Genomic DNA, 25725 nt, shown 5'->3' on the forward strand with positions numbered 1-25725 from the left:
GTCCCTTATTACTTCGCACTCACGATCTTATAATAAGAACGAACCGTTAAGAAGTAATATCCAATATAAATCGCGCCGTATACTCCAATACTAATGAGAAGCGGAATCATAATTTCAAATGGTAATATATTTGACAAACCTTTTAGTGCAAATAAACTGTGTAAAATACCAATAATTAATGGAATAGCAAAGATAAAGCTCACTTGTTTTGCGATAGCTCTCTTCATCTCTTGCTTCGTTACACCAATTTTATGAAGAACAACGTAGCGATCACGGTCAGCACTTGCTTCTGTTAATTGTTTAAAGTAAATGATTGAGCCTGTTGCTAATAGGAATACTAATCCTAAGAATAACCCAATAAACATCATTAAGCCTGTTGTTTCAAGCCCCATTTGGAATCCTGTATAGAAATCGTTAAATGGTTTTAAAACTTCTGATTCTCCAGCTGGCATAATGCTTGCTAATTTTGCTGTTAACTCTTTACTATTTCGCTCACCTTTTACATCAATATTTTTTACAGTACGCGTTTCGTTTACTTGTTTCACTTGCTCATATGTTTTATCAGGAACGATTACAAATAGTTCATTTAAATTTGTAAGGCTTCTATTATTTACACCTTTAATTTTTAATTCTTTTGACTCGTTTCCAACAGGGAATACAGCTGTATTTCCTGTATAAAGAGGACCAAAATCAAGTTTCTCAATATATAGGCTATCATATACGAAAGCTTCATTCGCACTTAAATTTACAGGCTCTACATCTAAATGTTTCACAAGTGTATTAAAGCTTGATTGAGAAATAAGCTGGTACTGATTCGTAACATTATAGTGTGTGTTCAGAACTTGATCAGCTCTTTCACCTTTAAATGTTCCCTTCACAGGAATCATTTCAACTTCTGATTCATATGTGACTGGGTGATTATTCTTCTCTCCAGCAAGTATTTCATTTACTTTTTTATCTAATGCTGCATCTTTTTTCTCATAGGAATAACTATACGGCGCAGCAACTTTTGATTGCGTAAATGTGTTGTAATACATCGTAACTGACGTACCAACCGCTGTTAATGTTACCGCACTTAAAATAGCGATTGTCGCAAGTGATTTCGCATTTCCTTTAATACGATATAGTAACTGTGATGTCGTTACCATATTCATACCATTATAAAATGCTGACTTATTATTTCTTGCACGTTTCAATACAAATACTGTGAAGAACATGAACAGTAAATAAGTCCCTGCTACTGTCGCTAATAAAATATATAATGCAACGACCATAAAGTCTGCATACATAACTGCTTTCATGTACATTAATGCTAAAAAATAACCTGAACCGATTAAAAAAACTGAAATTAATGCCATAATGACAGATCCTTTTGGCATTGCTTCTCCTTCACGTTCTGCACGGAAAAGTTCAATTAACTTAAAGCGATAAATTAAACGATATCCTTGAAGTGATGTATATAAAATAATCACAAAGAAAATAATTGCTGTATCAATAATGGCAGCCATCGGTACTTCAAAATGAACGTTTAAATTTAATCCCATCATATTTACTAATAACTCAAGGAATAATTTTGAAAGGACACTACCGATTGCAATCCCAATTACTAATGACATTAATCCCATTAACATATTTTCATAAAAGAGCATTTTACCAATTTGTCTTTTACGAATACCTAATAACGAATATAAGCCAACTTCTTTTTTACGTTTACGTGTAAAGAATCCGTTCGAATATATAATGAACACTGCTACGAAAATGATAAGCATCACACTTGAAACTTGGAACGCTCCGCTAATTTTTTTTGAAGCTTCTGCTGCTTTTTCCATTTGTGAATTATATTGCAGTGCTTTAAATGTAAAATAAATAACGATACTAAAAATCATAGATGCAAAATATACAAAGTAGTCTTTAAAGTTCCGCTGTATGTTGCGGAGGGCAATGCTAGATAAGGTCATCAGCCATACCTCCAGAAATAGAAGACATTACGTCAACAATTTTTTGGAAGAACTGTTTACGCGTCGATTCACCGCGGTGTAATTCTTTATATAGTTCACCATCTTTAATGAAAATAACTCGTTTACAATAACTTGCTGCAAATGCATCGTGCGTTACCATTAAAATTGTTGAGTTATCATATTCATTTAACGACTTCATACTTTCAAGTAAATCTGTTGCAGATTTAGAATCAAGTGCTCCAGTTGGCTCGTCTCCGAAAATCATACTTGGATTCGTAACAATTGCACGCGATGCTGCACAGCGCTGCTTCTGCCCACCAGATACTTGATATGGGAACTGACTTAAAATATGATCAATACCGAATTTCTTTGAGATTTCAAGAACGCGGCGATCAATCTCACTCGCTTTCACCTTTGATAGCGCAAGTGGTAAAGCAATATTCTCTTTCACTGTTAACGTATCTAATAAGTTATAATCTTGGAAAATGAAACCTAAATGATCGCGGCGGAATAATGCTAACTTATCATCATTCATTTTCACAATATCTTTTCCATCAATTAAAATTTCACCGTTCGTCGCATTATCAATTGTAGAAAGAACATTTAGTAAAGTCGTCTTACCAGAACCAGAAGGTCCCATAATTCCAACGAACTCACCTTCTTTTACTTGTAAGTTAATACCTTTTAACGCTGCAAATTTATTACCACCCGTGTCATATACTTTTTCAATATTTTTTGCTTCTAATACTGTTTTCATCTCGACATCCCTCATTTCTTCTATTCTCTATTTTCAACTATATACACTCTCTACTCTTGCCACTATCGATGTTTCTTACACAAACATGACAGTTATGTAAGGCACATAAGTAAAGAAATCAAAAAGTTAACATAATGAATTAAAGTACTTTGTTACTATAACATTGGGATATCATACCATCCATTCATTCTCCTTACAGGAACATTACAATTTTGTAAGGTGAAAAAGTTACCTACAAAGTTGTGCACGAAATGTCGGATGGGGCCATTTCGTTCCTGCTATTCTATGTACAGAGGAGGTCATAATATGGATTCACTTAAAAATATGAATACTGCAATGCGCTATATTGAAGATAACCTTACGAATGAAATTGATTTTAAAGAAGTTGCGAGGCTAGCTCTCTGTTCTGAGTATCACTTTAAAAGAATGTTTTCGTTTTTAGCAGGTATATCACTATCTGATTATATTCGCTGTAGACGTCTTACTCTCGCTGCCTTTGAACTAAAAAATAGCGATGCAAAAGTCATTGATGTCGCTATAAAATATGGCTACAACTCACCAGATTCATTCGCCCGTGCATTTCAAAACTTGCACGGTATAACACCTTCAGAGGCCCGAAATAGTAGCCATTCTTTGAAGGCTTATTCACCAATGACCTTCCAATTATCCATTCAAGGAGGAAATGAAATGAACTATCGAATTGAAGAAAAAGAGCCATTTCGAATTATAGGTATTACAAAACGAGTACCAATCGTTTTTAACGGTGTAAATGAAGAAATTGCTTCTATGTGGAAAAGTTTAAACCCAGATTCTATTCAAACATTAAAGTCCCTTTCAAACATTGAACCTACTGGAATCATTAGTGCTTCTACTAACTTTTCTGAAGGAAGAATGGAGGGAAAGGGGGAACTCGATCACTACATTGGAGTAGCCACAACGAAAGATTGCCCAGAGCAATTCGCGCAACTTGAAGTTGCTGCTTCAACATGGGCTATATTCGAAGCTGTCGGACCATTTCCTGATGCATTACAAAATGTATGGGGACGTATTTATTCTGAATGGTTCCCTTCTTCGAACTATGAACTAGCGGAAGGACCGGAGATATTGTGGAATGAAAGTAAAGACGTATCCTCTCCGAATTTCAGAAGCGAAATATGGGTACCTGTTTTAAAAAAGTAATATAAGAGGCTAACCTTTTCAAAATAAAGAAGCTGCTCTCCCTTTTTAAAGGAAGAGCAGCTTCTTTATTTTATACTTCTTCTTGACTCGTTCTTATACAAGAAAATAGTAATAATCGTAAGCACTGTAATAACTGCAAAAGTAAATACTCTGTAGTTCGAGATAGTAGCAGTACCAATTAACAAGGCAGGTATAACCGCCACAATTAAGCCACCAAACATACCAACAAACGATCCTATACTTTGTTTTACTACTTGAGTTTCTGATACCCAATCATAATAACCAAATCGATTATTAATGAAAATCCCCCATACTGCTGAAAATAATGAATATGTTATCGGTGTTATTACGATGAAAAGAGAGCTCCAAACATCTAGCTTTAACCCGATTATCAGTAATACAGCACTAATAAGTGATGCAGGTATACTCAATGAAAGATTCATAAGAATTTTACTATCATAAATCATCTTTGGCGCTATAGGCAATGATTTAATAATCCATACATTTTTTCCTTCTAAAGACAATGAAACACATGTTGTACATGTCATCGAAATCGCTGCTGCAATAGCAAATGGAGCAATCTTTTGCAACAGGGGCTCAATTCCAGGATACGCTATTAATTGGCTTGGTCCTACTACAACTATAGCTAGCGAGAAAGCTAGCGCCATCACGACTCCCATTCCACTATTTATGACATACACTGTAGAAGAGAAGAAACGTTTCAGCTCTTTTTTATACAATGCGACCAATACACTCTCTTTTTTCATGCTATTAATCTCATAATTTGAAAGCATATGATAAGTGGTGATCCCTGTGTTTATTTGCTTATATTTTAACGAAAGTATTTTTACAAAAAGATAATACCAAATCACTGATATCCCCACGAATAAGATGAAAGCTACCATATCAGCATTAACAATTGCTTTTTGAAACATGTTAGCTAATGGATACACTTTAGTTAATTGCTCGGAAACAATTGCACCAATTCCGTTCATATCATTAAGGCTATATTGAGCATTTCCGTTTTTTAGCATAAAGGAACCGAATGTAATAATTACTATAAAACTTAAAATCGTAGTTATTTTATTCGTATTTTTAAATTTAGAAGCGATTGCCGTAATCGAAGCTCCAAAGATTGCTGCGATTGTTGTTGGGATTAAAGATGCGATAAACATACTGATGAACCACATAAAGTAAAAAGAAACTGATGGATTTTCATGTATGCAATACACAACTCCCATTGGTAGCATGATTATGATTGAAAAGATTGTATTCAGCAAGTATAAATACAAAAACCTACTTGCAATAACAGTACTTACGCGAATCGGCAATGACATTAAAAAGTCGTAATCCTTAAAAGCAAAAATTTCTCCATTTGCCTTAAATATAGTGAAAAACAACGTTAATATACTGCTAATAACTAGTGCATAGACGGGAATAATTTCACTAATTCCTATTTTTATCAATCCATATGCTGAAGCTCCGCAATATAACATTAACATGACACCAACTAGAGCAATAGATACTGTCAGCAAAATCTTATTCTGCTTCTTTCTCTTATCTTTTTCGTATTTAAAGGTGTTTAAACCGAGCTGCGTTATCAACCGAATTTTCAAAAGACCTAAACTATTAGTATTCATTAGCAAGCTCCTTCATAAAGAGCTCTTCCAATGAGCCTTCCTTTATTAAAGAATTTACTTCTCCTGAAAGTGCTAATTTCCCTCTATTAATCATCGCTACTTTATTACATAACTTCTCAGCTACATCTAAAACGTGCGTAGAAAAGAAAATCGCACTTCCTTTTTCACAAAGCTCTTTCATAATACCTTTCAATACTACGGCTGCCTTTGGATCAAGACCAACGAAAGGTTCATCTAAAACTAATAATTTCGGTTTATGTAAAACCGCCGATATAATCGCTACTTTTTGTTTCATACCGTGTGAATAAGAAGATATTAAATCCCCTAAGTACGGTGTAATCTCAAAAGCATCCCCATACTTCTGTATCTGTTCTTCCCGATCCCTCGCAGGCACTTTAAACACATCCGCAACAAAGTTCAAATATTGAATTCCTGTTAATTGCTCATATAAATCTGGATTATCAGGAATATACGCCATTACTCTCTTACATGCAATCGGATCCTTTTTTACTGAATGTCCATCAACAAAAATTTCACCCTCTTCAAAATCTATAACTCCTACTAACGACTTAATTGTTGTACTTTTCCCCGCACCGTTATGTCCAATAAATCCAAAGATATCCCCTGCTTTAACAGTAATATTCAAATGATTAACTGCTTTCTTACCGTCTTTATATGTCTTGCTAAAATTTATAATTTCTAACATGTAAATCCCCCCAAATCACCTTTTCGATTGAATTTTCAGACCTTAAAACGAAAAATTTACTCAGTGAGCTTTTCATTATTCCCACTGAGTATTAAAATCTCTTAACACATAGAAACTATAAATATAAAATTTGACTAATATAGCTCACATTTGTATTTCTTTTTTATACAAAACGTAAGAATATAAATTCGTTATAATGACAGCAACTACTATAATCCCAAGCATCATATAAGTTCTCCAATCAGCCGGAGCGAAAACACTTATAATCATAATAATTCCTAACGCCACAAATACTTTTCCGCTAAACCGATGTGTTTTCCGCCATACTTCTTCATTACTTAACGTCCATGGATTACGCATCCCAACAAAAAAGTTTGGCTTACACTGTGGTAAATAATTACCCATTACTAAAAATAAAACACCAACTAATAATTCAGGCACCCGATTAATGAATAAGTTATATCCTAATCCACTTGTAATAATGTCTATATTTCCTACAAATAGTAGCAATAGTACACCATTATTCATCATCATAAAGGCTTTAGAAAATTTCTCGTAATTTGCTTTTCTTGGATCAATCTTTGGTATCACATTTAGAAATATATATAATGCAATCATAATTCCGACCATAGAAATCATTCCGTAAAATTTAGAAGAATATCCATCTACCTTACCTCCGCTCCAATGCGTTGCAATTGTATCCGGCAAATGTGGCCAAGCAAACGCCCAAGCTAAACAAGTTATAACAATTAATAAGATTGCAAAAAGATGTTTTTTCATTTCCCCTCTTCCCCCTTATTCGTAAATGTAAACACCCAAGTTAATAAATCTTGAAAGACAGTTGTGTTTAAAGAGTACACAACAAATTGCCCTTTCTTTTCATCTTGAATAAGTTCAGCATTTTTAAGTGCGCTTAAGTGGTGTGAAATACTTGGTTTTGTCATATTGAAATGTTCAGCGATTTCACCAGCGGTTAAATCACCTTCTTTTAATAAGTCTAAAATTTTTCGCCTTGTTGGATCTGCTAATGCTTTGAATGCTTGATTCAATGTCTTTCTTCCTTTCGATAATTAGACATTTAGATATTTATCTAAATGTTAAACCGATTACTGTTATTTGTCAATTGTATCCAGTGCCCTTTTTACTTTTCTCACTTTTAACCTATACTGTTTACTAGCTTATCTTTCAACATAATGAAAAGACTTGAAACACATGATACACTATAGCTACAATTGTTTTTCTGAGGAGGAATATACATATGTATAAAATTTTAATCGTTGAAGACGATCCAAATATTTCATCATTACTGCAATCTCACATTCAGAAGTACGGTTATGAAGCTGTTGTTGCAGAGAATTTCGATGATATTATGGAATCGTTTAACGCTGTGAAACCACATCTTGTTTTACTTGATGTAAACTTACCGAAATTCGATGGTTTCTACTGGTGCCGTCAAATTCGTCATGAATCTACTTGTCCAATTATTTTCATTTCAGCGCGTGCTGGTGAGATGGAACAAATTATGGCAATTGAAAGCGGTGCGGATGATTACATTACAAAACCATTCCACTACGACGTTGTAATGGCGAAAATTAAAGGACAATTACGCCGTATTTACGGTGATTATGCACCAAATATTTCTGAACGTATCGTTGAAGTAGAAGGTTTAAAACTATTCCCAGAACGTCCTGAAATTCACTTCGGATCTGAACAAGTTCTTTTAACGAAAAAAGAAGCTATTTTAGCTGAAATGTTATTATCTAAATTCCCTCGTACAGCAAGCCGTGAAGATTTATTAGCTGCGCTTTGGGATGATGAAAGCTTCGTTGAAGAAAATACATTAAACGTAAACATTACGCGTCTTCGTAAAAAGTTTAATGAGCTTGGTATTGAGAACTCTATTGAAACAGTACGTGGACTTGGATATCGCTTTAACGCAACTTGGAGTGAATAAGCATGAAGCTATTTTTACGTGATCATTTTGCATTTTTCCTACTGTACGTTTTAAACTTCGGTATCATTTTCGTTCTTTATGATGCAGTAGATGGATTTCAAAACAATAAATTTTATTTCGTCGTTTTAAGTTTATATTTATTTATTTGTTTCCTCGCTTACCGTTACGTTCGCAATCGTAGAATGTACCATAGATTAAGCGAGCAACCAGAAAAAATGGAAGATGCGTTTATTGAAAGAGCAACTGCTCCGATGCCTCACGGTGTCAATGAACTCGTGCGTACGCAGTACCGCCTCTTCCAAAAAGAACTACAATCGTATGAAGTAAAACAACAAGAACATCAATTATTCATTAACCACTGGGTACATCAAATGAAGACACCTGTTTCTGTTATGCAGCTTATGGTGCTAGAAATGGAAGACGAGCATTTAATTCCAAAGTTTAAAAAAGAATTAGAGCGTCTAAACCAAGGGCTTGATATGGCTTTATACATGGCTAGGTTAAATAACTTCCATGAAGATTTCCATGTTGAGACGATTTCATTAAAAGATACGGTAACAAAAAATATTAACGGATTAAAAGAACTATTCATTCGTAATGGTGTCTTTCCTGTTTTAGAAGTTCATTCTGATTTAAAGGTTGCTTCTGATGCAAAATGGCTAAAATTTATCATCTATCAGTTAATGACAAATGCTGTTCGTTACTCTGGTGAGCGCGGAAAGAAAGTTTTCTTATCTGCTTACCGAAACGGAAAAGATATTATTTTAGAAGTTCGCGATGAAGGTGTTGGTATTCCGCAAGAAGATATTCGAAGAGTATTTGAACCATTTTACACTGGGAAAAACGGTCGCGCATTCGGAGAATCTACTGGTATGGGACTTTATATTGTAAGTAAAATTTGTGATTATTTAGGTCACTCTGTCAAACTAGATTCTGAAGTTGGTAAAGGAACGACGATTAAAATTATCTTCCACAACGCTGCAAATAATCAAGCAGAACATACGGAGAAGGTGACCGAAGCATGATCGTAACATATGCAAGCAAAATGTATGAGAACTCACTCTCATACATTTTTTGCAATACAACTACTTCTATATCTTCTAGCCGGAGGTATAATCTATGACATTTTGGCAATTTGCATTTAAAAACGTCACGCGCAACTCAAGAGCTTATTTTGCTTACTTTGTAAGTAGCTCCTTTTCCATTGCTGTGTTCTTTTCGTTTGCTGTTTACTTATTCCATCCGAAATTACAAAACTTTGACATGACTTCTGAAATTTCAGGATTAATGATATTTTCAGAAGTAGTAATTGTATTTTTCTCTTTCTTCTTTTTACTATATTCCATTGGTACTTTTTTAAAAGTTAGAAAAAAACAATTTGGTGTTTTGACCATTTTAGGAATATCGAGAAAACAATTACATCGTCTTGTTTTTATGGAGAATATGTTAATCGGGATTTTATCTATATTTTTCGGCATGCAGTTTGGAGTTGTTTTTTCTCAATTTTTCTTATTAGTAACATCCAAACTTACGCATGTTCCAGGAATATATTTATACGGTCCTACTAACGCGTTTATTTTAACAACCATTGTTTTCCTTAGTCTTTTTATCATTGTATCTGCATTCACACCAATGCTTATTCGTACAAAAAAAGCGGTACACCTTTTAAAAACAAATGGTGGAAAACAAAAAGAAAGAAAACCATCCATACTTGTTTCATTATTTGGTGCGATTTGTTTATTTGGTGGTTATGCGTTAGCTGGAAATCCTAAATATTTCGTATCAGTAAGCCCGCAAATCGGTGTTATATATATGGTTTCAAGTATTTTCGTTATCCCAATGCTTGTTACAATCGGAACATATTTCTTCTTTTCACAAATTAGTTTCTTACTGATTTATATTTTAAAGAAAAGAAGGAAGTTTTATATGAAACGGATTAATATGCTTTGGATTTCGGATTTAGCGAGCCGTATTCGAACGAATATTAATATGCTTTTTATTGTAGCAATGCTATCTACAATTGCTTTCACAATGATTACGTTTCTATATGGATTCGGGAAATTTATTAAGCTAGAAGTTAATAGAACTTCTCCTTTTCCAATTTCTTATTTTTCTTATGATGCGAACCCTTTTGTTACAGAGCATTTAAATTGGCTTGAGCAACAATTACAAAAAGAGCATTTCCCTTATCAAAAAATAGAAGCTGATATATATGAAACACCACTAAAAGAAGATAAAGATATAGCTATTTATAATGACGTATACGCAATTAAGCAAAGTGACTATAACAAACTTGCAGATTCTTTACGAATGAAACAACTATTTATGGATGATAACGAAGCATATGTGCTAACAGGGACATCTTATATCACCATATTCAACGAATTTGAGCAAAGCTACAAAAGAGATTACATTACACTCTCTAGTACAAATACGAAATTACGAGTAAAAGGCTATGAGCATGTAAACGCAATCCCATCTGACTTTTCATATCAAACGATAGTGTTGCCTGATATTATCGTAAATAACTTACCTAACACCGTAAAACATATATCAGCATACAATTACAAAATTCAAAACTGGGAACAGACATATGAAATTGCTGATAATTTTATAGAAAAAGTGCAAAAAGATCGAAATAAATCCCAGTATGAAGGACCTCTTATTCGTTCCTTTGAATCAGCAGGATCGTTATACAAAATAACATCAGGCAGTGCTGCATTTTTCCTAATTGGGACATTTTTAGGAGTTATTTTCTTCATTGGAGCTGGTAGCGTTCTTTACTTTAGAATGTATACGGATTTGACGAACGAACAAGAGAAATATATAACGATTTCTAAAATCGGTGTAACAGATACAGAGATGAAACGATCTGCAACCATTCAACTTAGTATTTTATTTTTCATTCCGTACATTATGGCATCCATTCATACAATGTTCGCAACAAAAATGCTACAAGATGTAATTGGTTTATCTCTGTTCAAAGAAGTTTCAGCCGTTCTTATTATTTTTGGATTCGTTGAAATCGTATTTTTCTTATTCATTCGTTCACTTTATATGCAAAAATTATCACATTACACGAGTGGACAAAATATTTAAAACAAACTTGATGAAAAGAGTATTTCTTATGCTCTTCTCATCTTCACCCTATCAGGAGGTTCAGGTGAATGACATTTTGGCAGTTTGCATTTAAAAACGTGACGCGGAACGCCAGAGCTTATTTCGCCTATTTTGTAAGCAGTGCGTTCTCCATCGCAATCTTTTTCTCATTTGCAGTTTATTTATTTCATCCTAAATTGCATATGACAGACGTGAATTTTTCTCTGAACATATTAATGACAATTTCAGAAGTTGTCATTGTGTTCTTTTCATTTTTCTTTTTACTGTATTCAATCGGGACGTTTTTAAAAGTACGAAAAAAACAGTTCGGGATTTTAACAGTACTTGGCATATCTCAAAAACAATTAAAGCGACTCATATTTATAGAAAATATGTTAATTGGTGCTCTTTCTATATTTTTTGGCATTCAACTTGGACTTGTCTTTTCACAGTTCTTTTTGTTAGTTACCGCCAAAATTACACACGTACCTGGTTTATATTTATATCCGCCTACAAGTGCTATCGTTTTAACTATCATCATCTTTCTCGGGCTCTTCATTCTCGTATCATCTTTTACACCGATGCTCATTCGCACGAGAAAAGCCGTACGTCTTTTAAAAGAAGGAAAACAACAAAAAGAAAGAAAAGCATCCGTGCTCATCTCTCTATTTGGTGCGATCTGTTTAATATGTGGATATGCGTTAGCCGCAAATCCGCTGTATTTTATGTCGCTAGGTGACATAATTGGAATTTTATATGCCGTCTCTAGTATATTTGTCATCCCATCGCTTATTGCAGCTGGAACATACTTTTTCTTTTCACAAATTAGTTTTTTACTTATTCGTATTTTAAAAACACGAAGAAAGTTTTATATGAAACGAATTAATATGCTTTGGATTTCCGATCTAGCATCACGTATTCGGACAAACATTAACATGCTCTTTATTGTAGCGATGCTATCGACGCTCGCTTTTACAATGATTACATTCTTATATGGATTCGGGAAATTTACAAAGTTTGATGCGATTAGACAAAACCCTTTCCCGTTTACTTATTTATCACATACTGAAAATACGTTAGCTGATGAACATTTAAACTGGTTAGAGCAGAAATTTAATGAAGAGCACTTTACTTATACAAAATTTAAAACGGATATATATGAAGTATCTTCGGCTGAAGATAACACGCAGCTCTATTATGCCATTAAACAAAGTGACTATAATGTACTTGCTAAGGCTTTAAATTGGGAAAAATTCACGGTAAATAAGAATGAATCTTATATTCTTATGAAAGACTTAGATGATCAGGTTATTGGAACACTTCACAATAAAGAACAGAAAAATACTCTTACACTTACTCAAAACAATTTACAACTACAAGTGAAAGAATATAAAAGTTATAGCCCATTCCCAAACAGCTTAATATACCAATTACTCATACTATCTGATGAAAATGTAGAAGCCTTATCCACAGTTTCCAAACAAATGAGTGTATATAACTTCAAAGTTACAGATTGGGAAAAAGCACATAATATCGGTTCATCGTTTATAACAAAAATCCATAACGATAATGCAGCAATTCAAGCAGAGCATCCACCTTTCCATGCAAGTGAAGCGAGCGATTCTCTATATAAGACAAAACTAAATGTCGCTTCGTTCTTCTTAATTGGTACTTTCCTAGGAGTTATTTTCTTTATCGGTGCTGGCAGTGTTCTTTACTTCCGGATGTATACAGATTTAACAAATGAGCAAGAAAAATATATAACGATTACGAAAATCGGCTTAACTGAGACTGAAATGAAACGTTCAGCGACAATTCAGCTTGCGATTCTTTTCTTCGTACCTTACATTATGGCATCAATCCATACGATGTTTGCGACAAAGATGCTACAAGAAATATTACATCTCTCGTTCTTCGCTGAAATTACAGTCGTACTGTTGATTTTTGGAACAGTTGAAATTTTATTTTTCCTTTTAATTCGTTCCTTTTATATGCAAAAATTATCACAACACATTAAGTTTTAAAAAGTAGAAAGGTGATTACTATGGAAGAAGTATTACACATAAAAAACGTCTCAAAAGTATATGAGGGGAAAGTCCCTCATACTGCTTTAAAAAATATAAATTTACACGTGGATAAAGGGGAATTCGTTGCCATTATGGGACCATCTGGTAGCGGAAAATCTACATTTTTAAACGTTATCTCTACAATCGATTCTCCGACTTCTGGTGATGTCGTGATTAACGGAAAAAAACCGCACACATTTCGTAGAGAGAAGTTAGCTATTTTCCGAAGACAAGAGTTAGGATTTGTTTTCCAAAACTTTAACTTACTAGATACACTGACAATCGGTGAAAATATCGTACTACCTTTAACATTGGATAATGTTCCATTAAAAGAAATGGATGAAAAGCTTGATAACATTTCAAAAAAGCTTGGAATTGATCATATTTTGGACAAGCGTATTTTTGAAGTTTCTGGGGGACAAGCACAGCGTACCGCAGTAGCACGTGCTGTTATTCATCATCCTTCACTTCTACTAGCCGACGAACCGACAGGAAACTTAGATTCAAAAGCGGCAATTGACGTAATGGAGTTATTTACGAAATTAAATAAAGAAGAAGATGCAACGATTTTAATGGTTACGCACGATCCGTTTGCAGCAAGTTATTGTAACCGTGTTATTTTCATTAAAGATGGCGAGCTTTACAATGAACTGCACCGCGGATTATATCGCGAGAAATTTTATCAAGAAATATTAGATGTTCTAGCGTTATTAGGAGGAAGACGTGGATGACATTTTGGCAATTCGCATTTAAAAATGTCTCGCGTAATTCGAAAGCATATTTCGCCTACTTTGTAAGTAGTGCTTTTTCTATCATGGTTTTCTTTTCATTTACTGTATACGCGTATCATCCGCGCTTACAGAGTGTACAAAGCTTTCAAGAACGTGATCCTCTAATGAACTTAGCTAGTACAGCACAGCTTGTGATCGTTATGTTCTCGTTCTTCTTTCTCTTATATTCAATTGGAACATTTTTAAATGTTCGGAAGCAGCAATTCGGGATACTCACTATTCTTGGTATCTCACAGAGACAATTAAAAAGATTGTTATTTACTGAAAATATGATAATCGGGATATTGTCTATCTTTATCGGCATTCAAGGTGGACTTGTATTTTCTAACTTTTTCTTATTAGTCACTTCGAAATTAACAAGTGCGAAAGGTCTCTATTTATATTGGCCAACAGAAGCGATTATCGTTACAACCGTAACGTTTATCATTTTATTTTTAATCGTTTCTACGTTTACACCAATGTTTATTCGTACTCGAAAAACAGCCCACCTCATTAAGGGGAACAAGAAAATGCCAGCTGAAAAAAGACCATCTATACTCATCTCTTTATTCGCTTTAATTTGTTTAGGGCTATGCTATTATATCGCTGGTTATCCGCGAGGCTACGTAACGGAAAAAAATGTGCAAAATGGATCTGTCTTTTTTATTATGTTATCTATTTTACCGCTCGTAATAGTCGGGACATATTTATTCTTTTCACAAACATTCCTTCTTTTCATCTATATTTTAAAGAAGCGCAGAAAGTTTTATTTGAAACAAATAAATATGTTATGGATTTCAGATTTAGTTTCTCGTACACGCAGTAATATTAATGTACTCTTTATTGTTTCTATGCTATCTGCACTTGCATTTACGATTATTATCGGGTTATTTGCTGCTAATAACAATACGAAGGCATCAGTACTAGAGCGATATCCCGTTCCCTTCACGTATACATCAGAAGGTGACAATTCCCTTGAACAAAAGCATATTTCTACAATTGAAACGGAGCTTACAACTAATAATTTTCTTTACAAAAAATATAAGTTTACAGTATTAAAAGATACAGCTTCCAAAGAAGATATTATGCTTATGAAGATGAGTGATTATAACGCAATTGCTAAACAATTGAAAAGACCGGAAATAACAATCGATTCTACAGAAGTTTATATTATTTCTCGGCACTCACCAGAACTTCTCGATCTCGTATCTAATCCATTTGCAAAGCAAAATACGATTACACTCGGGTCTAATAAAAAAGAATTTCATATTAAAGGGTTTATTAATAAGGGAATCGAACCATCCTTTGCATTCCCACATTTAGCTGTCGTACAAGATTATGTATTTGATAATATGATTCCTCATATTGAAACAACTGTAATCTATAACTACTTCGTAGAAAACTGGGAAAATGCAATAGTTCCAACCAAAAATATATTACGTGTTATTAGTGGCGATGCGCGTGAGTTCTACGAAAAGCATACAGAAGAGAACGCTCAAGTTCCTTTCTTCATACACACGGCTACGGATGAACTCATTTACGGTAAAGGAAATGCAGTTGCTCAATTCTTTATTTGGGCATTTCTCGGCTTTATTTTCTTTATCGGTGCGGCTAGTGTTTTATACTTCCGTATGTATAATGACTTAACAACTGAAAGACAAAAGTATATTACGATTACAAAGCTTGGCTTAACTGAATCAGAAATGTTTCGCTCTGCAACGATTCAATTAGGAATTTTATTTTTCGTTCCTTACATCGTTGCTGGTGTTCACACGTTATTTGCGGTTAAGTTTTTACAAAGCATGTTTTCTTTCTCATTACTAAAAGAGACATGTATCGTACTCACCTTTTTCGGGATTATCGAGATTATTTTCTTCTTCTTAATCCGTTCTCTGTACATTAATAAATTATCACAGCATATAAAAATATGAATAAAATGGCCTTGTGCATATTGCACAAGGCCATTTTCAATAGTTTTTAATAATTAGCAGCAATATCCGCCGTAGCCGCCTGCATAACCGCCGTAACCACCATAGCCACAACCGCCGCCTCCGCCGAAGCAGCTAGCACCGATGATAATTAATAAAATAAACAATACGATTAGAAGCGCAAAACCGCCTCCGCAACCATGTCTGCGGTTACAATCATCATGTCTGTGTTCACACTTTTCGCTCATTACTCTATTCCTCCTTTAGTATCATTCATAACAAGTTCACCTTGCTCTAAATGAGGGGATTCCATTTATAGTATGTTTTCAGGGCGAATAGGAAGCTTGGCTTTCTTAAAAACGGGCTTGTTTTCGGAAATGGGCTTCATCAAAAAAAGATACCAATTAAGGTATCTTCTAAATAAACATATTTAATAAAAGAGCAAAACCAAATGCAATAAATGATAACAATGTCTCGAGTACCGTCCACGTTTTAAATGTTTCCTTCACCGTCAAACCTAAATACTCTTTTACAAGCCAGAATCCTGCATCATTTACGTGAGAAAACATTAATGATCCCGCACCGGTTGCAATAACAAGCAACTCTAAATTCACACCAGACATGTGCTGAATAACTGGTGAAACAATCCCTGCTGCTGTCGTTAATGCTACTGTAGCTGAACCTGTTGCAATTCGAATTAAACCAGCTACCATGAAAGCTAATACAATTGGTGATAACGAAATATGTTCTGCCATTTGCGCAATCGCTGTTCCAACGCCGCTTTCAATTAATATTTGTTTAAATCCACCGCCTGCACCAATTATTAAAATAATAGAACCGACAGGCAATAAACTTTCATCTGTTAATTTTTTAATCATCTTTTTATTAATACCTTGTTTGATACCAAGTAAATAAAATGCTGCGAAACATGAAATAAGTAAGGCGATTACTGGACTCCCTATAAACACAAAAAATTCAGTCAATTTTTTCGGTAATGAAATATATGGTGCAACTACTGATAAAATCATCAATACAACTGGTAATAAAATAATAAAGAATGAAATTTTACGACTTGGCAAATCAGTTGATACTGTCGTAACTCGAACAAGCTCCGGTTCATTTTCAGGTATAACCCTCTTATGTACCCACTTTGCAAATATTGGGCCTGCGATAATGGCTGTTGGTAACGCGATAATTAATGAATATAAAAGTACCTTTCCTAAGTTCGCGTTATAAATACCGATTGCTGTCATCGCCCCTGGATGTGGTGGTACGAGCCCGTGAACAATAGATAATCCTGCAATGACAGGTAACGCAATTAATAATATATTTTGCTTCGTCGTTTTTCGAATTGAAATAACGAGTGGTAATAAAATGACAATCCCCACTTCAAAAAATACGGGAATCCCTATAACAAACCCTGCAAATAACATAGCCCAAGGTAATTTTTTTACGCCGAAAAATCGAATAAAGAAATCTGCAACTTGCATGCCTGCCCCTGAATCGGACATCATTTTTCCTAAAATTGTTCCAAGTGCTAAAATACCAACTAAATGCCCTAGTACACTACCAACACCAGTTTCATAGGCAGTCACTATTTTCGTTACATTCAGTCCAGACATAATGGCTAAAAATAAACTCGCAACTGTTAAACTAATAAATGCATGCCATTTCCACCATGATACCCCTAAAATAACAATTGTGATCGCAAGTAACGTGACGATTAATAAGTATATATCCATCTCTCATTCCCCTTATTTTTATCCCGATTGGTGTGAGCTAATAATTAGTGGATGATGCTCTCCTCCACTAATTAAAGTTTTACTTTATAAAAAAAGAGGGAACATCCCCTCTTTTTATACGTCATAATTCACTACATAATGCTGCATTTCTGTATTGTAGTAGCCTTCGCTATATTCAATTACTTCGCCAACTTCATCATAAGAATAGCGCATACGTTTTAATAACGCTGTCCCCTCTTTTTCACCTAGCGCTTCTGCAACGAAACTAGGCGCGAGTCCAACAGCGAATTCATCTCTGAAGTTTTCTAAGTGAATGCCTCGGTCTTCAACTAAATCATAAAGCGATTGCAAGTCAAAGTCCGATAAATCTGTACTTGCCATTCCTGCTGAGAAATAGTGCGTATAATGAATGTAAGGTGCATCATTTAACGTATATAAACGTTCAATACGAAAACTCTCCTTGCCGAATAATCGAAATGGCACCGTTCCTTCTTCATTATGAACGATTTCTGCTTTTAGCAATTTCTTCTGTACTTTATATCCTTCTTCCACTAACACTTCAGTAAATTTCTTACCCTTTGACAGTTTTGTCGCAGAAGTATTGCGGATGACTTTCGTTCCTTTACCGCTTTTCTTTTCCAAATATCCTTCTTGAGCGAGTTCTTTAATCGCATTTCGCACTGTAATTTTACTCACTTTGAACTCTTCTTCTAACTGCGGTTCGGAAGGAATATTCGTATGAATCGCATATACACCATGCAATATTCGATCACGAATAATATTTTTTATTTGTAAATATAATGGTCCTTTTTTCCTCGTTACGTTCACTGTTACACCCACTACCTTTCTACATCACCTACTGATGCCGTCATCGCCCGAAGTATATCTTTCTCTGATGACATTGGCGTATCACCGACGATTGTATGTGCTAGCATTCCAGCTGCTGACGCAAATGAAACAGCTTTCTCTGGTGCAAACTCTTTTATCTCGCCATGAATAATTCCGCTCGTATAAGCATCTCCAGCACCTATTCTATCATATACAGAAAACGTAAGTGTTTTTGCAAAAGTTAACGAACCATCTTTACATATAAACCCGCGAAGCGAATGTGTATTATCACTGTTAATAGAGCGATGAGTACCAGCGATTGTAGCGATATGATACGTTTCAGCTACCTTTGGAATAAGATCCAGCAGCTGCGCTTCTCGCTCCGTCTCTTCTGTTTTCATTCCAAGAACGAACATCGCATCTTTTTCGTTCATCATAACGATATCAGCAAGCCCCAGCATTTCTTCATAATGCGGTTTTGCCTGTTCATATCCGTCTTCTCCCCAAAGAGATGGACGATAGTTGCAATCAAAAACGACAGTGCCTCCGTTGTCTTTCACTGCTTTCGCTAAAGATTTCATATGATGGCGTACAGTATCATTCATCGCAAGTGTAATCCCGCAAAAATGAACGATATCAATTTCCTTTGCGATTTCTTCAAATTGATACATTTCTTCACATGCCGTATTGAAGCTACTTTCTAATCGATTTGAATATGTAACGCGGCTTGCACGTGCACCAAATCCATTTTCTAAAAAGTACATGCCGACATATTTGCCATCTCTTGAAACAAGTGAGGTTTGCACACCTAATTTTTGAATGTAAGATAATGCAGCATCTCCAACCGAATTTTCTGGTAAAGTTGAAATAAGAAAGCCTTCATGCCCGAGATGAGAAAGTGCCGCTGCCACGTTCACACCTGTACCAGAAAAGGAGTAATTTAATGTGTTAGCTTGCGACAATAACTCATATCCTGGTACTTGCAGGCGCATCATTACTTCACCAAATGCTGCAATTTTCTTACGCATATTGATCAACTAACTTCTTCACGACTGCTAATAATTCACGCACATCTTCTACTTTCGTGTTACCAGTTTCTTTATCAATAATAGAAGAGTACACGTGCGGGATAACTTGCTCTACGTTTGCTTCAAGCGCAATACGTACAATTGTTTCGAAGTTTTCTTTATCAATTCCGCCTGTTGGCTCTAATGCAAATCCTTCTTCTGCACAAGCCTTCGCAACTGCGCGATATTCTTCCTCATGAGCTAAACCTTTCATTGGGAAGTATTTCAATGAGTTTCCGCCCATATCACGTACAAGTGCAATTGCTGTTTTAATTGGAACGATTGCTTTTTCTTCTCCAGCTGCGCTAATTGGACCAGTAGAAATATTTACGTAACCCACTTTTCCTGTTGGGGATACTAAACTATTAATCCAGCTATCTTTTTCGCCAAGATTTGCACGTGTAGCTCCAACTGAAGGGAACACTTGGTTAATATGGCTGCCAGGATAATGCTTCGCAATCTCAGCTACAACTGCCGCTTGGCGATTATCTCCTGCTCCTAGTCCGATTGATACAGCGTCATCAATTTCTTTTCCGTATGCTTTCATCGCTGTAACGGCTTCTTCTACTGTTGGGTAGTCTTTTGATAATACCCCCACTACTACATACCCTTCTGCTGCTTCAAAAATATCTTTCGCATTTCGGGTATTGTTCGCTAATACATTTAATGCTACGCGGCCTTTATAAAAACGTTTTTGAATATTTGTCATTTTAGTTTCCCCCTACAATTTCTCTCAATTTTTCTTCAATTACATGTATGTCATCACCTTGAAGTGGACGTGGATCAATATCAAAGAATCCTTGTCTTACTCCGTAATCACGTGTATAGATTGCGATTTCCCCTTCGCGTAATGCTGTCACAACGTCTTTTGCCGATTTATTTAACTCTTTTTCGCTAATATGAATACGTGCTCTAAAGATTGCTCTTCCAGCTTCATCTTGAACGATCGTTACATTTACACCTTTTAATTCTTTTAGCGGCATAAGTACTTGTAGCAATTCTTTTTCTTGCTCACTTTTATCTTCTTTTACGCCGTACTCATCAAGCGCTTGAAGTAAGCCGAAAGTTGTTTCTTTCCCGACTTTCATACTTCTTCCGATGCAATGTAATTGCACTTTCAGCCATTCGATATATTTTCGTTTACCGCCAACAATACCAGAAGTAGGTCCTTCAATTGCCTTTGAACCACTATAAATGGCAAGGTCTGAATACTTCACATATTTTTGAATGTCTTCTTCAGCTGCCGCATCAACGATAAGTGGTACGTTATTTCGCTGCGCTACTTCCCATGCTTCTTCAACAGAAATCATATTTTTTTGCACTGCATGATGTGATTTCACATACAGAATCGCTGCTGTATTTTCACCAATTGCATCTTCAATATGCTCTGCTTTCCCTTCATTTGCGTAACCCACTTCAACAAGCTTACCGCCGCCTAAATAAATCATCGTTTCAACTGGAGCACCGTATTGAACGTTATGACCTTTTAACATAATTACTTCGTTTTTCGCGATTACTTCTTGATGAAGTCTTTCACTTTTACGGCGATTTCCTTCCGTCACGATACCAGCGATAGAAAGCGCAATTCCGCTCGATGCTGAGTTCACAACGACCGCTGCCTCTGAATCTAGAATTCTCGCAATATGGTCTCCCGCTTTATCTACTAAATCAGCAATTTCCACATAATTTTGTCCACCATGTTTCATCGCATCCATAACTGTATCTGTAGGAGCGGATACACCTAAAATACTCATTCTACCGCTCGCATTAATTACTCTTTTTAATCCGTACTTAGCATTCAATGAATGACCCATTGATTACAACCCCTTTCGTATCAATCCTTCTTTCAGCAATGCGCTGATCCCCTTCTGAATCAATTAACGTAACCTTCTCATCTTTCACTGTAAATAAAGTTAAGTTTGCAATATCTCCTTCTTGAATACGGCCAAGCTCTGGTTTTTTCAGCCACTCTGCTGCATTTTTCGTAACCGCGTCAATTACTTCTTCTAGCGGATAACCTAAGTAAAGGAATTTCGAAAGAACGTGAGCCATACTATACACGGGACCGTGTATACGATTCTTCCGGTAAATATCTGTACTAATTGTATTAAAAGCAATACCGTGATGCTTCGCCGCCTCTGCTACTTTAAAAGAAAAACTAGCATTACCGTGACCAACATCTAAATGAACACCACGATTCACTGCATCTAGTAATACAGGTAGCGGTTTGCCTTCTTCATCGAATAAATTATTTTCTTTCCCGTTTAAGTAATGTGTAATGACATCATCTTTTTCTAAAAGAGGTACAACTTCCTCAATGTGAGGAGGCGCTGAACCGATATGTACCATAATTGGTAATGATGTTTCACGGGATAAAGAGCGTGCAACATGAAGCGGTTCAATTCCGCTATCACAAACGACACTTTTACTCATTCTCGCCTTTAACCCAACGATTACATCTTTATACGTTTCTACTGCTTCTATCACTTTCTCTTTATCGATCCATTCCATATTGGATAGTTCATCAATTCGTTTCAAACCGATGCGAGAAATATTTAAAAAGGCAAATAAATTCGTTTTTGCCTGCTCTCTACTTTTTACTAAATCTGCAATACGATCAGCTCCGCAGCTACCCGCATCAACAATTGTCGTTACCCCTTGCTTAACGCCAATTTCATCCACCTCATCGCCATACGGATCAAACTCCGGAAAAGCATGAACGTGCAAATCAATCCAGCCACTCGATACGTAAGTACCTGAGTAATCAAGAACCTTTCCACCTTCGCCAGCACCAGCTTTCGTCACCTGTGCGATTTTATTATTTTCAATTACAATGTCAATCTCTTCCCCGTTCACACGTTTTACATTACGTAGTACGAATCGTTCTGTCATTGTACTTCCACCCTTTTCTATAAGAAGCCATAAGAATACGCTTACATTAAAGTTTCATTTTATATGTCTTTCACACGTTTAGCGTAACACAAAAAAAGGGAGAAGTAAATATAACGTTATAATGTTTGAAAGTGAATAAAAAGATGCTCCTCCAAAATGGTAATAGTATAGGAAATTATATCAACGATTTTTTGAATATATCTATCATAACTTACAATATATCAACGATTTTTCAATTATATCTATCATAACTTATAATATATCAACGATTCGACAAGGAATATCGATTTACCGACAAGAAACGTCAATTCCTTTCTTATATAAGAAAAGGCTGTCCCAAATGGCACAGCCTTCTTCTCTATTCCTGAACCGTCACAATAACCCCATCCATATTATTCCCGGAAATTTCATACTGCTTGTTTGCTGGAACGTTCACTTTCGTATTCTCAGAAACTTTATAATAAGAAACAGTATATTTCTTACCTTCTACTTCAGTTGAAACCTCTTTTTCCTCTTTTAAAAACTCTAAATATTCCTCTAGTGTGAAATTCTTTTTTTGCATAATTGCGCTATGAGGTAGGCCAACATAACGGATATGCCATGGCTCATATTGAATTCCAGTAATGTTACTTTTATTTTTCGGATAACGTAATACAAAGCCATGCTTCCATACGTTCTCTTCGATCCATTTTCCTTCAGGCGCTTTCTCCATCTTCTTTTGCGTTGATCCAACGTCTAGTGATAATCCTAAATTATGTTCACTATATCCTGCTGGAAGCGCGTAATCAGATCCCATTTCTTTATATAATTTACTTTGTTCTTTAAAATCTCGATACCCACTACTCATTAAGAAATGCTGTACGCCATCTTTTCCAGCCGCATCGACAACGTTCAAAAACTTTTTTACAACATACTTTGATAAACGAAGATTTCTATCAAATATTACGTAGCCTCTTACTAATTCACTATTATGATTTACATTTATAATATCAGACCTAATACTATCTTTTTTTACTGGATAATCCCTATTAACTAATAATAAATCACCCTTATAAATTTGTTCCTTCGTAATCTCTTTCCTCTCGGTATTTGCCGCCTTTACTAGCTCATCTTTTCCGACAATTTTAACATCGATTTCCTTTTGAAATAACGGTGATATATAAAAGCCTACACCTACTGTGCATGCTATAAAAAAAGAAATAAATACCCACTTTTTCATTTCTAGTTCCTCCTTAACGTAACTTACGTATAGAATAGAAAAAACTATTAAAATAAAAAGTGGGATAAAGTTTAAATTTTTATTAAATTGTTAAGTTCTCGTCTTTTGGCAATCGCACTTCAAACATTGTTCTAACTACATTACTTTCAGCAGAAATTGTACCGTTATGCTGCTCAACAATATTTTTCGCAATAAACAGTCCAAGGCCTGTCCCGCCACGGTTCTCAGTTCTCGATTTATCACCTGTATAAAACATATCAAAAAGATACGGTAAATCTTCTTCTGGAATGCTGTCTCCATAATTCATAACTTGTACGACAACTTCTCCATTATCGATATACCCATTCAGATCAACAAATTGCCCATCATATCCGTATCGAACGGCATTTGTTAACAAGTTTTCAAATACTCTAGCTAACAATTTTCCATCACCGTTAATTGGCAAATGAGGATCAATATTCAACCTAGCTTGTAAATGATGTTTCTCTAATAAAGGATACAATTCCTCATCTAACTGTATAAGTAGTTCACTTATATCAATCGGCTTTTTATCCAGCTTTAGCATGCCATAATTCATACGTGTAATTTCAAATAACTCATCAATTAAACTTTCGAGCCTTTGCGATTTCGTATATGCAATCGTGGAAAAATGTTTAATTTGTTCTTTTGTTAAATTCTCATCTTTAAGAATTAAATCTAAATACCCTAACACGGATGTTAATGGTGTCCTTAAATCATGAGCTAAGTTTACAACGAGCTGATCTTTACTACTTTCAGCAAAGTCTCCTCTTTCCACCGCTTCTTTTAACTTTTCACTCGCAACATTTATTTCACGTGCGATATCTCCAAACTCATCGTTTGATGAAACTTGAACTTTATTCGTAAAGTTACCGTTCGCAAGATGATGAATCCCGTTAGAAATCTCACTAAAATACTTTAAATACGGTTTTGTCAAAAAGAAGAAAAAGATAATAGATAACGGAATAAAGAAAATTAAAAAGAAGTTAATGTCTCCAACTTCCCTTACCACTGACCTAAATTGCGCTAAAGGCTCTTCGTAGCGAACCATCGTTTTATAATACAGCTGCAATCCTTTATAAATTATATAAGTTACAGTTGCTGCAAGCACCATACTTAACGCAAATAAGGCAATCATTTTAAATCGAAAACTTTTCATCATATTAGCCATTGAAAGTATAACCTACTCCCCACACTGTTTTTATTAATTTATCCTTTCTTTTATCTTCCCCAAGCTTTTTCCGCAACGTACGAATATGTACCATAACTGTATTTCCGCCTTCATAATAATCATCTGCCCATACTTGCTGAAAAATATTTTCCACATTATACACTTTCTTCGGATGGCTCGCTAATAAATATAAAATATCAAACTCTTTCGGTGTTAACTCAATTTGCTCTCCATAGACGTTCACTGTTCTTCGCTCAGGATCAATAATAACTCCGCCTATCTCTAAAGCAGATTTATTCTCCGCTACTTTCGGCTGATTTAATGTAAGAAACCTACGTAATTGTGCATTTACACGCGCAACTAATTCAATCGGTGTAAAAGGTTTCGTCATATAATCATCTGCACCTAATACTAAACCTGTCACCTTATCAAAATCAGATGTTTTCGCACTTAAGAAAATGATTGGCATATGATGCTTCGCGCGAATTTGGCGCGTCACCTCATACCCATCCATTTTCGGCATCATAATATCTAAAACCACTAAGTCGATTGGCTGCGTTTCAATAATATGAACAGCCTCTTCCCCGTCTGCTGCCTTCACGACGTGGTACCCTTCTTTTTCTAAATGTATCTCAATTAAATCAGCAATTTCTGCCTCATCATCCACTATTAAAATTGAAATGCGCTTCATTTTACTCCCCCTTTTATACGCTCGATTGTAAACTAGTCTA

The 25725-nt window shown here is 35.2% G+C and carries 23 protein-coding genes; 7 read left to right on the forward strand and 16 right to left on the reverse strand.

The genetic code is table 11. The features are described 5' to 3' along the window. Nucleotides 1-8: 8 nt before the first annotated feature. Both GBN78_RS01425 and GBN78_RS01430 read right to left on the reverse strand, forming a co-directional pair. Nucleotides 9-1958 carry an ABC transporter permease gene (locus tag GBN78_RS01425; RefSeq protein WP_000176153.1) on the reverse strand — a complete coding sequence of 650 codons (1950 nt, stop codon included), beginning with the start codon at nt 1956-1958 and terminating at the stop codon, nt 9-11. Further along, entirely contained in the window at nt 1945-2715 is a 771-nt protein-coding gene (locus GBN78_RS01430) for an ABC transporter ATP-binding protein (RefSeq protein WP_000859655.1), read from the reverse strand. The genes GBN78_RS01425 and GBN78_RS01430 overlap by 14 nt, the downstream gene beginning before the upstream one ends. Before the next feature lie 306 nt (nt 2716-3021). Between GBN78_RS01430 and GBN78_RS01435 the strand changes: the two genes are divergently transcribed. After that, nucleotides 3022-3894 carry an AraC family transcriptional regulator gene (locus GBN78_RS01435; RefSeq protein ID WP_070184439.1) on the forward strand — a complete coding sequence of 291 codons (873 nt, stop codon included), beginning with the start codon at nt 3022-3024 and terminating at the stop codon, nt 3892-3894. 65 nt (nt 3895-3959) lie between these two features. Here GBN78_RS01435 and GBN78_RS01440 read toward each other — a convergent pair whose 3' ends face one another. The 4 genes from GBN78_RS01440 to GBN78_RS01455 all read right to left on the reverse strand — a co-directional run bounded on the left by GBN78_RS01440 (nt 3960) and on the right by GBN78_RS01455 (nt 7289). Continuing rightward, on the reverse strand, nt 3960-5534 hold the full coding sequence (locus tag GBN78_RS01440; protein ID WP_044584939.1) for a hypothetical protein: 1575 nt from the start codon (nt 5532-5534) through the stop codon (nt 3960-3962). Then, nucleotides 5524-6240, reverse strand: a complete 717-nt coding sequence (locus GBN78_RS01445; RefSeq protein ID WP_044584940.1) for an ABC transporter ATP-binding protein — start codon at nt 6238-6240, stop codon at nt 5524-5526. The genes GBN78_RS01440 and GBN78_RS01445 overlap by 11 nt, the downstream gene beginning before the upstream one ends. Before the next feature lie 144 nt (nt 6241-6384). Then, nucleotides 6385-7020: an SdpI family protein gene (locus GBN78_RS01450; protein ID WP_000716347.1), complete on the reverse strand. Its 636-nt coding sequence runs from the start codon at nt 7018-7020 to the stop codon at nt 6385-6387. Beyond that, nucleotides 7017-7289 (reverse strand): autorepressor SdpR family transcription factor, encoded by a 273-nt coding sequence (locus GBN78_RS01455; protein ID WP_001070531.1) that lies wholly within the window; start codon nt 7287-7289, stop codon nt 7017-7019. Before GBN78_RS01455 ends, GBN78_RS01450 begins: the two co-directional genes overlap by 4 nt. Nucleotides 7290-7498: 209 nt before the next feature. Between GBN78_RS01455 and GBN78_RS01460 the strand changes: the two genes are divergently transcribed. The 6 genes from GBN78_RS01460 (at nt 7499) to GBN78_RS01485 (ending at nt 16060) form a co-directional block, all read left to right on the forward strand. After that, the gene (locus tag GBN78_RS01460; protein WP_000276738.1) at nt 7499-8194 is read left to right on the forward strand and encodes a response regulator transcription factor; all 696 of its coding nucleotides are present in this window, start codon (nt 7499-7501) and stop codon (nt 8192-8194) included. A 2-nt stretch (nt 8195-8196) separates the two neighbouring features. After that, nucleotides 8197-9219, forward strand: a complete 1023-nt coding sequence (locus GBN78_RS01465; protein WP_000765341.1) for a sensor histidine kinase — start codon at nt 8197-8199, stop codon at nt 9217-9219. A gap of 94 nt (nt 9220-9313) precedes the next feature. Further along, nucleotides 9314-11293, forward strand: a complete 1980-nt coding sequence (locus GBN78_RS01470; RefSeq protein ID WP_000145058.1) for an ABC transporter permease — start codon at nt 9314-9316, stop codon at nt 11291-11293. Between the two features lie 68 nt (nt 11294-11361). After that, nucleotides 11362-13317 carry an ABC transporter permease gene (locus GBN78_RS01475; protein ID WP_070184440.1) on the forward strand — a complete coding sequence of 652 codons (1956 nt, stop codon included), beginning with the start codon at nt 11362-11364 and terminating at the stop codon, nt 13315-13317. Nucleotides 13318-13337: 20 nt separating this feature from the next. Further along, on the forward strand, nt 13338-14090 hold the full coding sequence (locus tag GBN78_RS01480) for an ABC transporter ATP-binding protein (protein ID WP_000393250.1): 753 nt from the start codon (nt 13338-13340) through the stop codon (nt 14088-14090). Next, nucleotides 14087-16060, forward strand: a complete 1974-nt coding sequence (locus GBN78_RS01485; RefSeq protein ID WP_044584942.1) for an FtsX-like permease family protein — start codon at nt 14087-14089, stop codon at nt 16058-16060. The genes GBN78_RS01480 and GBN78_RS01485 overlap by 4 nt, the downstream gene beginning before the upstream one ends. 53 nt (nt 16061-16113) lie before the next feature. Here the strand turns inward: GBN78_RS01485 and GBN78_RS01490 are convergent, their stop codons facing one another. From GBN78_RS01490 to GBN78_RS01535, 10 genes are all read right to left on the reverse strand, one after another. Continuing rightward, nucleotides 16114-16305, reverse strand: a complete 192-nt coding sequence (locus GBN78_RS01490) for a YjcZ family sporulation protein (protein ID WP_001290392.1) — start codon at nt 16303-16305, stop codon at nt 16114-16116. Between the two features lie 168 nt (nt 16306-16473). Further along, complete coding sequence (gene gntP / locus GBN78_RS01495) at nt 16474-17799, reverse strand: gluconate permease GntP (protein ID WP_044584943.1); 1326 nt, start codon at nt 17797-17799, stop codon at nt 16474-16476. Nucleotides 17800-17913: 114 nt separating this feature from the next. Beyond that, entirely contained in the window at nt 17914-18639 is a 726-nt protein-coding gene (locus GBN78_RS01500) for a GntR family transcriptional regulator (protein ID WP_000539261.1), read from the reverse strand. Further along, on the reverse strand, nt 18639-19655 hold the full coding sequence (locus tag GBN78_RS01505; protein ID WP_070184442.1) for a sugar kinase: 1017 nt from the start codon (nt 19653-19655) through the stop codon (nt 18639-18641). The genes GBN78_RS01500 and GBN78_RS01505 overlap by 1 nt, the downstream gene beginning before the upstream one ends. Then, a complete protein-coding gene (gene dagF, locus GBN78_RS01510; protein ID WP_000181937.1) occupies nt 19648-20403 on the reverse strand; it encodes a 2-dehydro-3-deoxy-phosphogluconate aldolase in 756 nt (251 codons plus the stop codon). The genes GBN78_RS01505 and dagF overlap by 8 nt, the downstream gene beginning before the upstream one ends. Before the next feature lies 1 nt (nt 20404). Continuing rightward, nucleotides 20405-21508 carry a DgaE family pyridoxal phosphate-dependent ammonia lyase gene (locus GBN78_RS01515; protein WP_000510107.1) on the reverse strand — a complete coding sequence of 368 codons (1104 nt, stop codon included), beginning with the start codon at nt 21506-21508 and terminating at the stop codon, nt 20405-20407. Then, nucleotides 21486-22586, reverse strand: coding sequence for an amidohydrolase/deacetylase family metallohydrolase (locus GBN78_RS01520; protein WP_000139957.1), 1101 nt, complete (start codon nt 22584-22586; stop codon nt 21486-21488). The genes GBN78_RS01515 and GBN78_RS01520 overlap by 23 nt, the downstream gene beginning before the upstream one ends. A 358-nt stretch (nt 22587-22944) precedes the next feature. After that, complete coding sequence (locus GBN78_RS01525; RefSeq protein ID WP_070184443.1) at nt 22945-23805, reverse strand: M15 family metallopeptidase; 861 nt, start codon at nt 23803-23805, stop codon at nt 22945-22947. An 82-nt stretch (nt 23806-23887) separates the two neighbouring features. Then, nucleotides 23888-24994: a HAMP domain-containing sensor histidine kinase gene (locus GBN78_RS01530; RefSeq protein WP_000002610.1), complete on the reverse strand. Its 1107-nt coding sequence runs from the start codon at nt 24992-24994 to the stop codon at nt 23888-23890. After that, the gene (locus GBN78_RS01535) at nt 24987-25685 is read right to left on the reverse strand and encodes a response regulator transcription factor (RefSeq protein WP_000822516.1); all 699 of its coding nucleotides are present in this window, start codon (nt 25683-25685) and stop codon (nt 24987-24989) included. Before GBN78_RS01535 ends, GBN78_RS01530 begins: the two co-directional genes overlap by 8 nt. Between the last annotated feature and the right edge of the window lie 40 nt (nt 25686-25725).

Origin of the sequence: Bacillus sp. B2-WWTP-C-10-Post-4, assembly GCF_009183805.1 — a bacterium.
In the GTDB taxonomy this organism is placed as follows: Bacteria; Bacillota; Bacilli; order Bacillales; family Bacillaceae_G; genus Bacillus_A; species Bacillus_A cereus.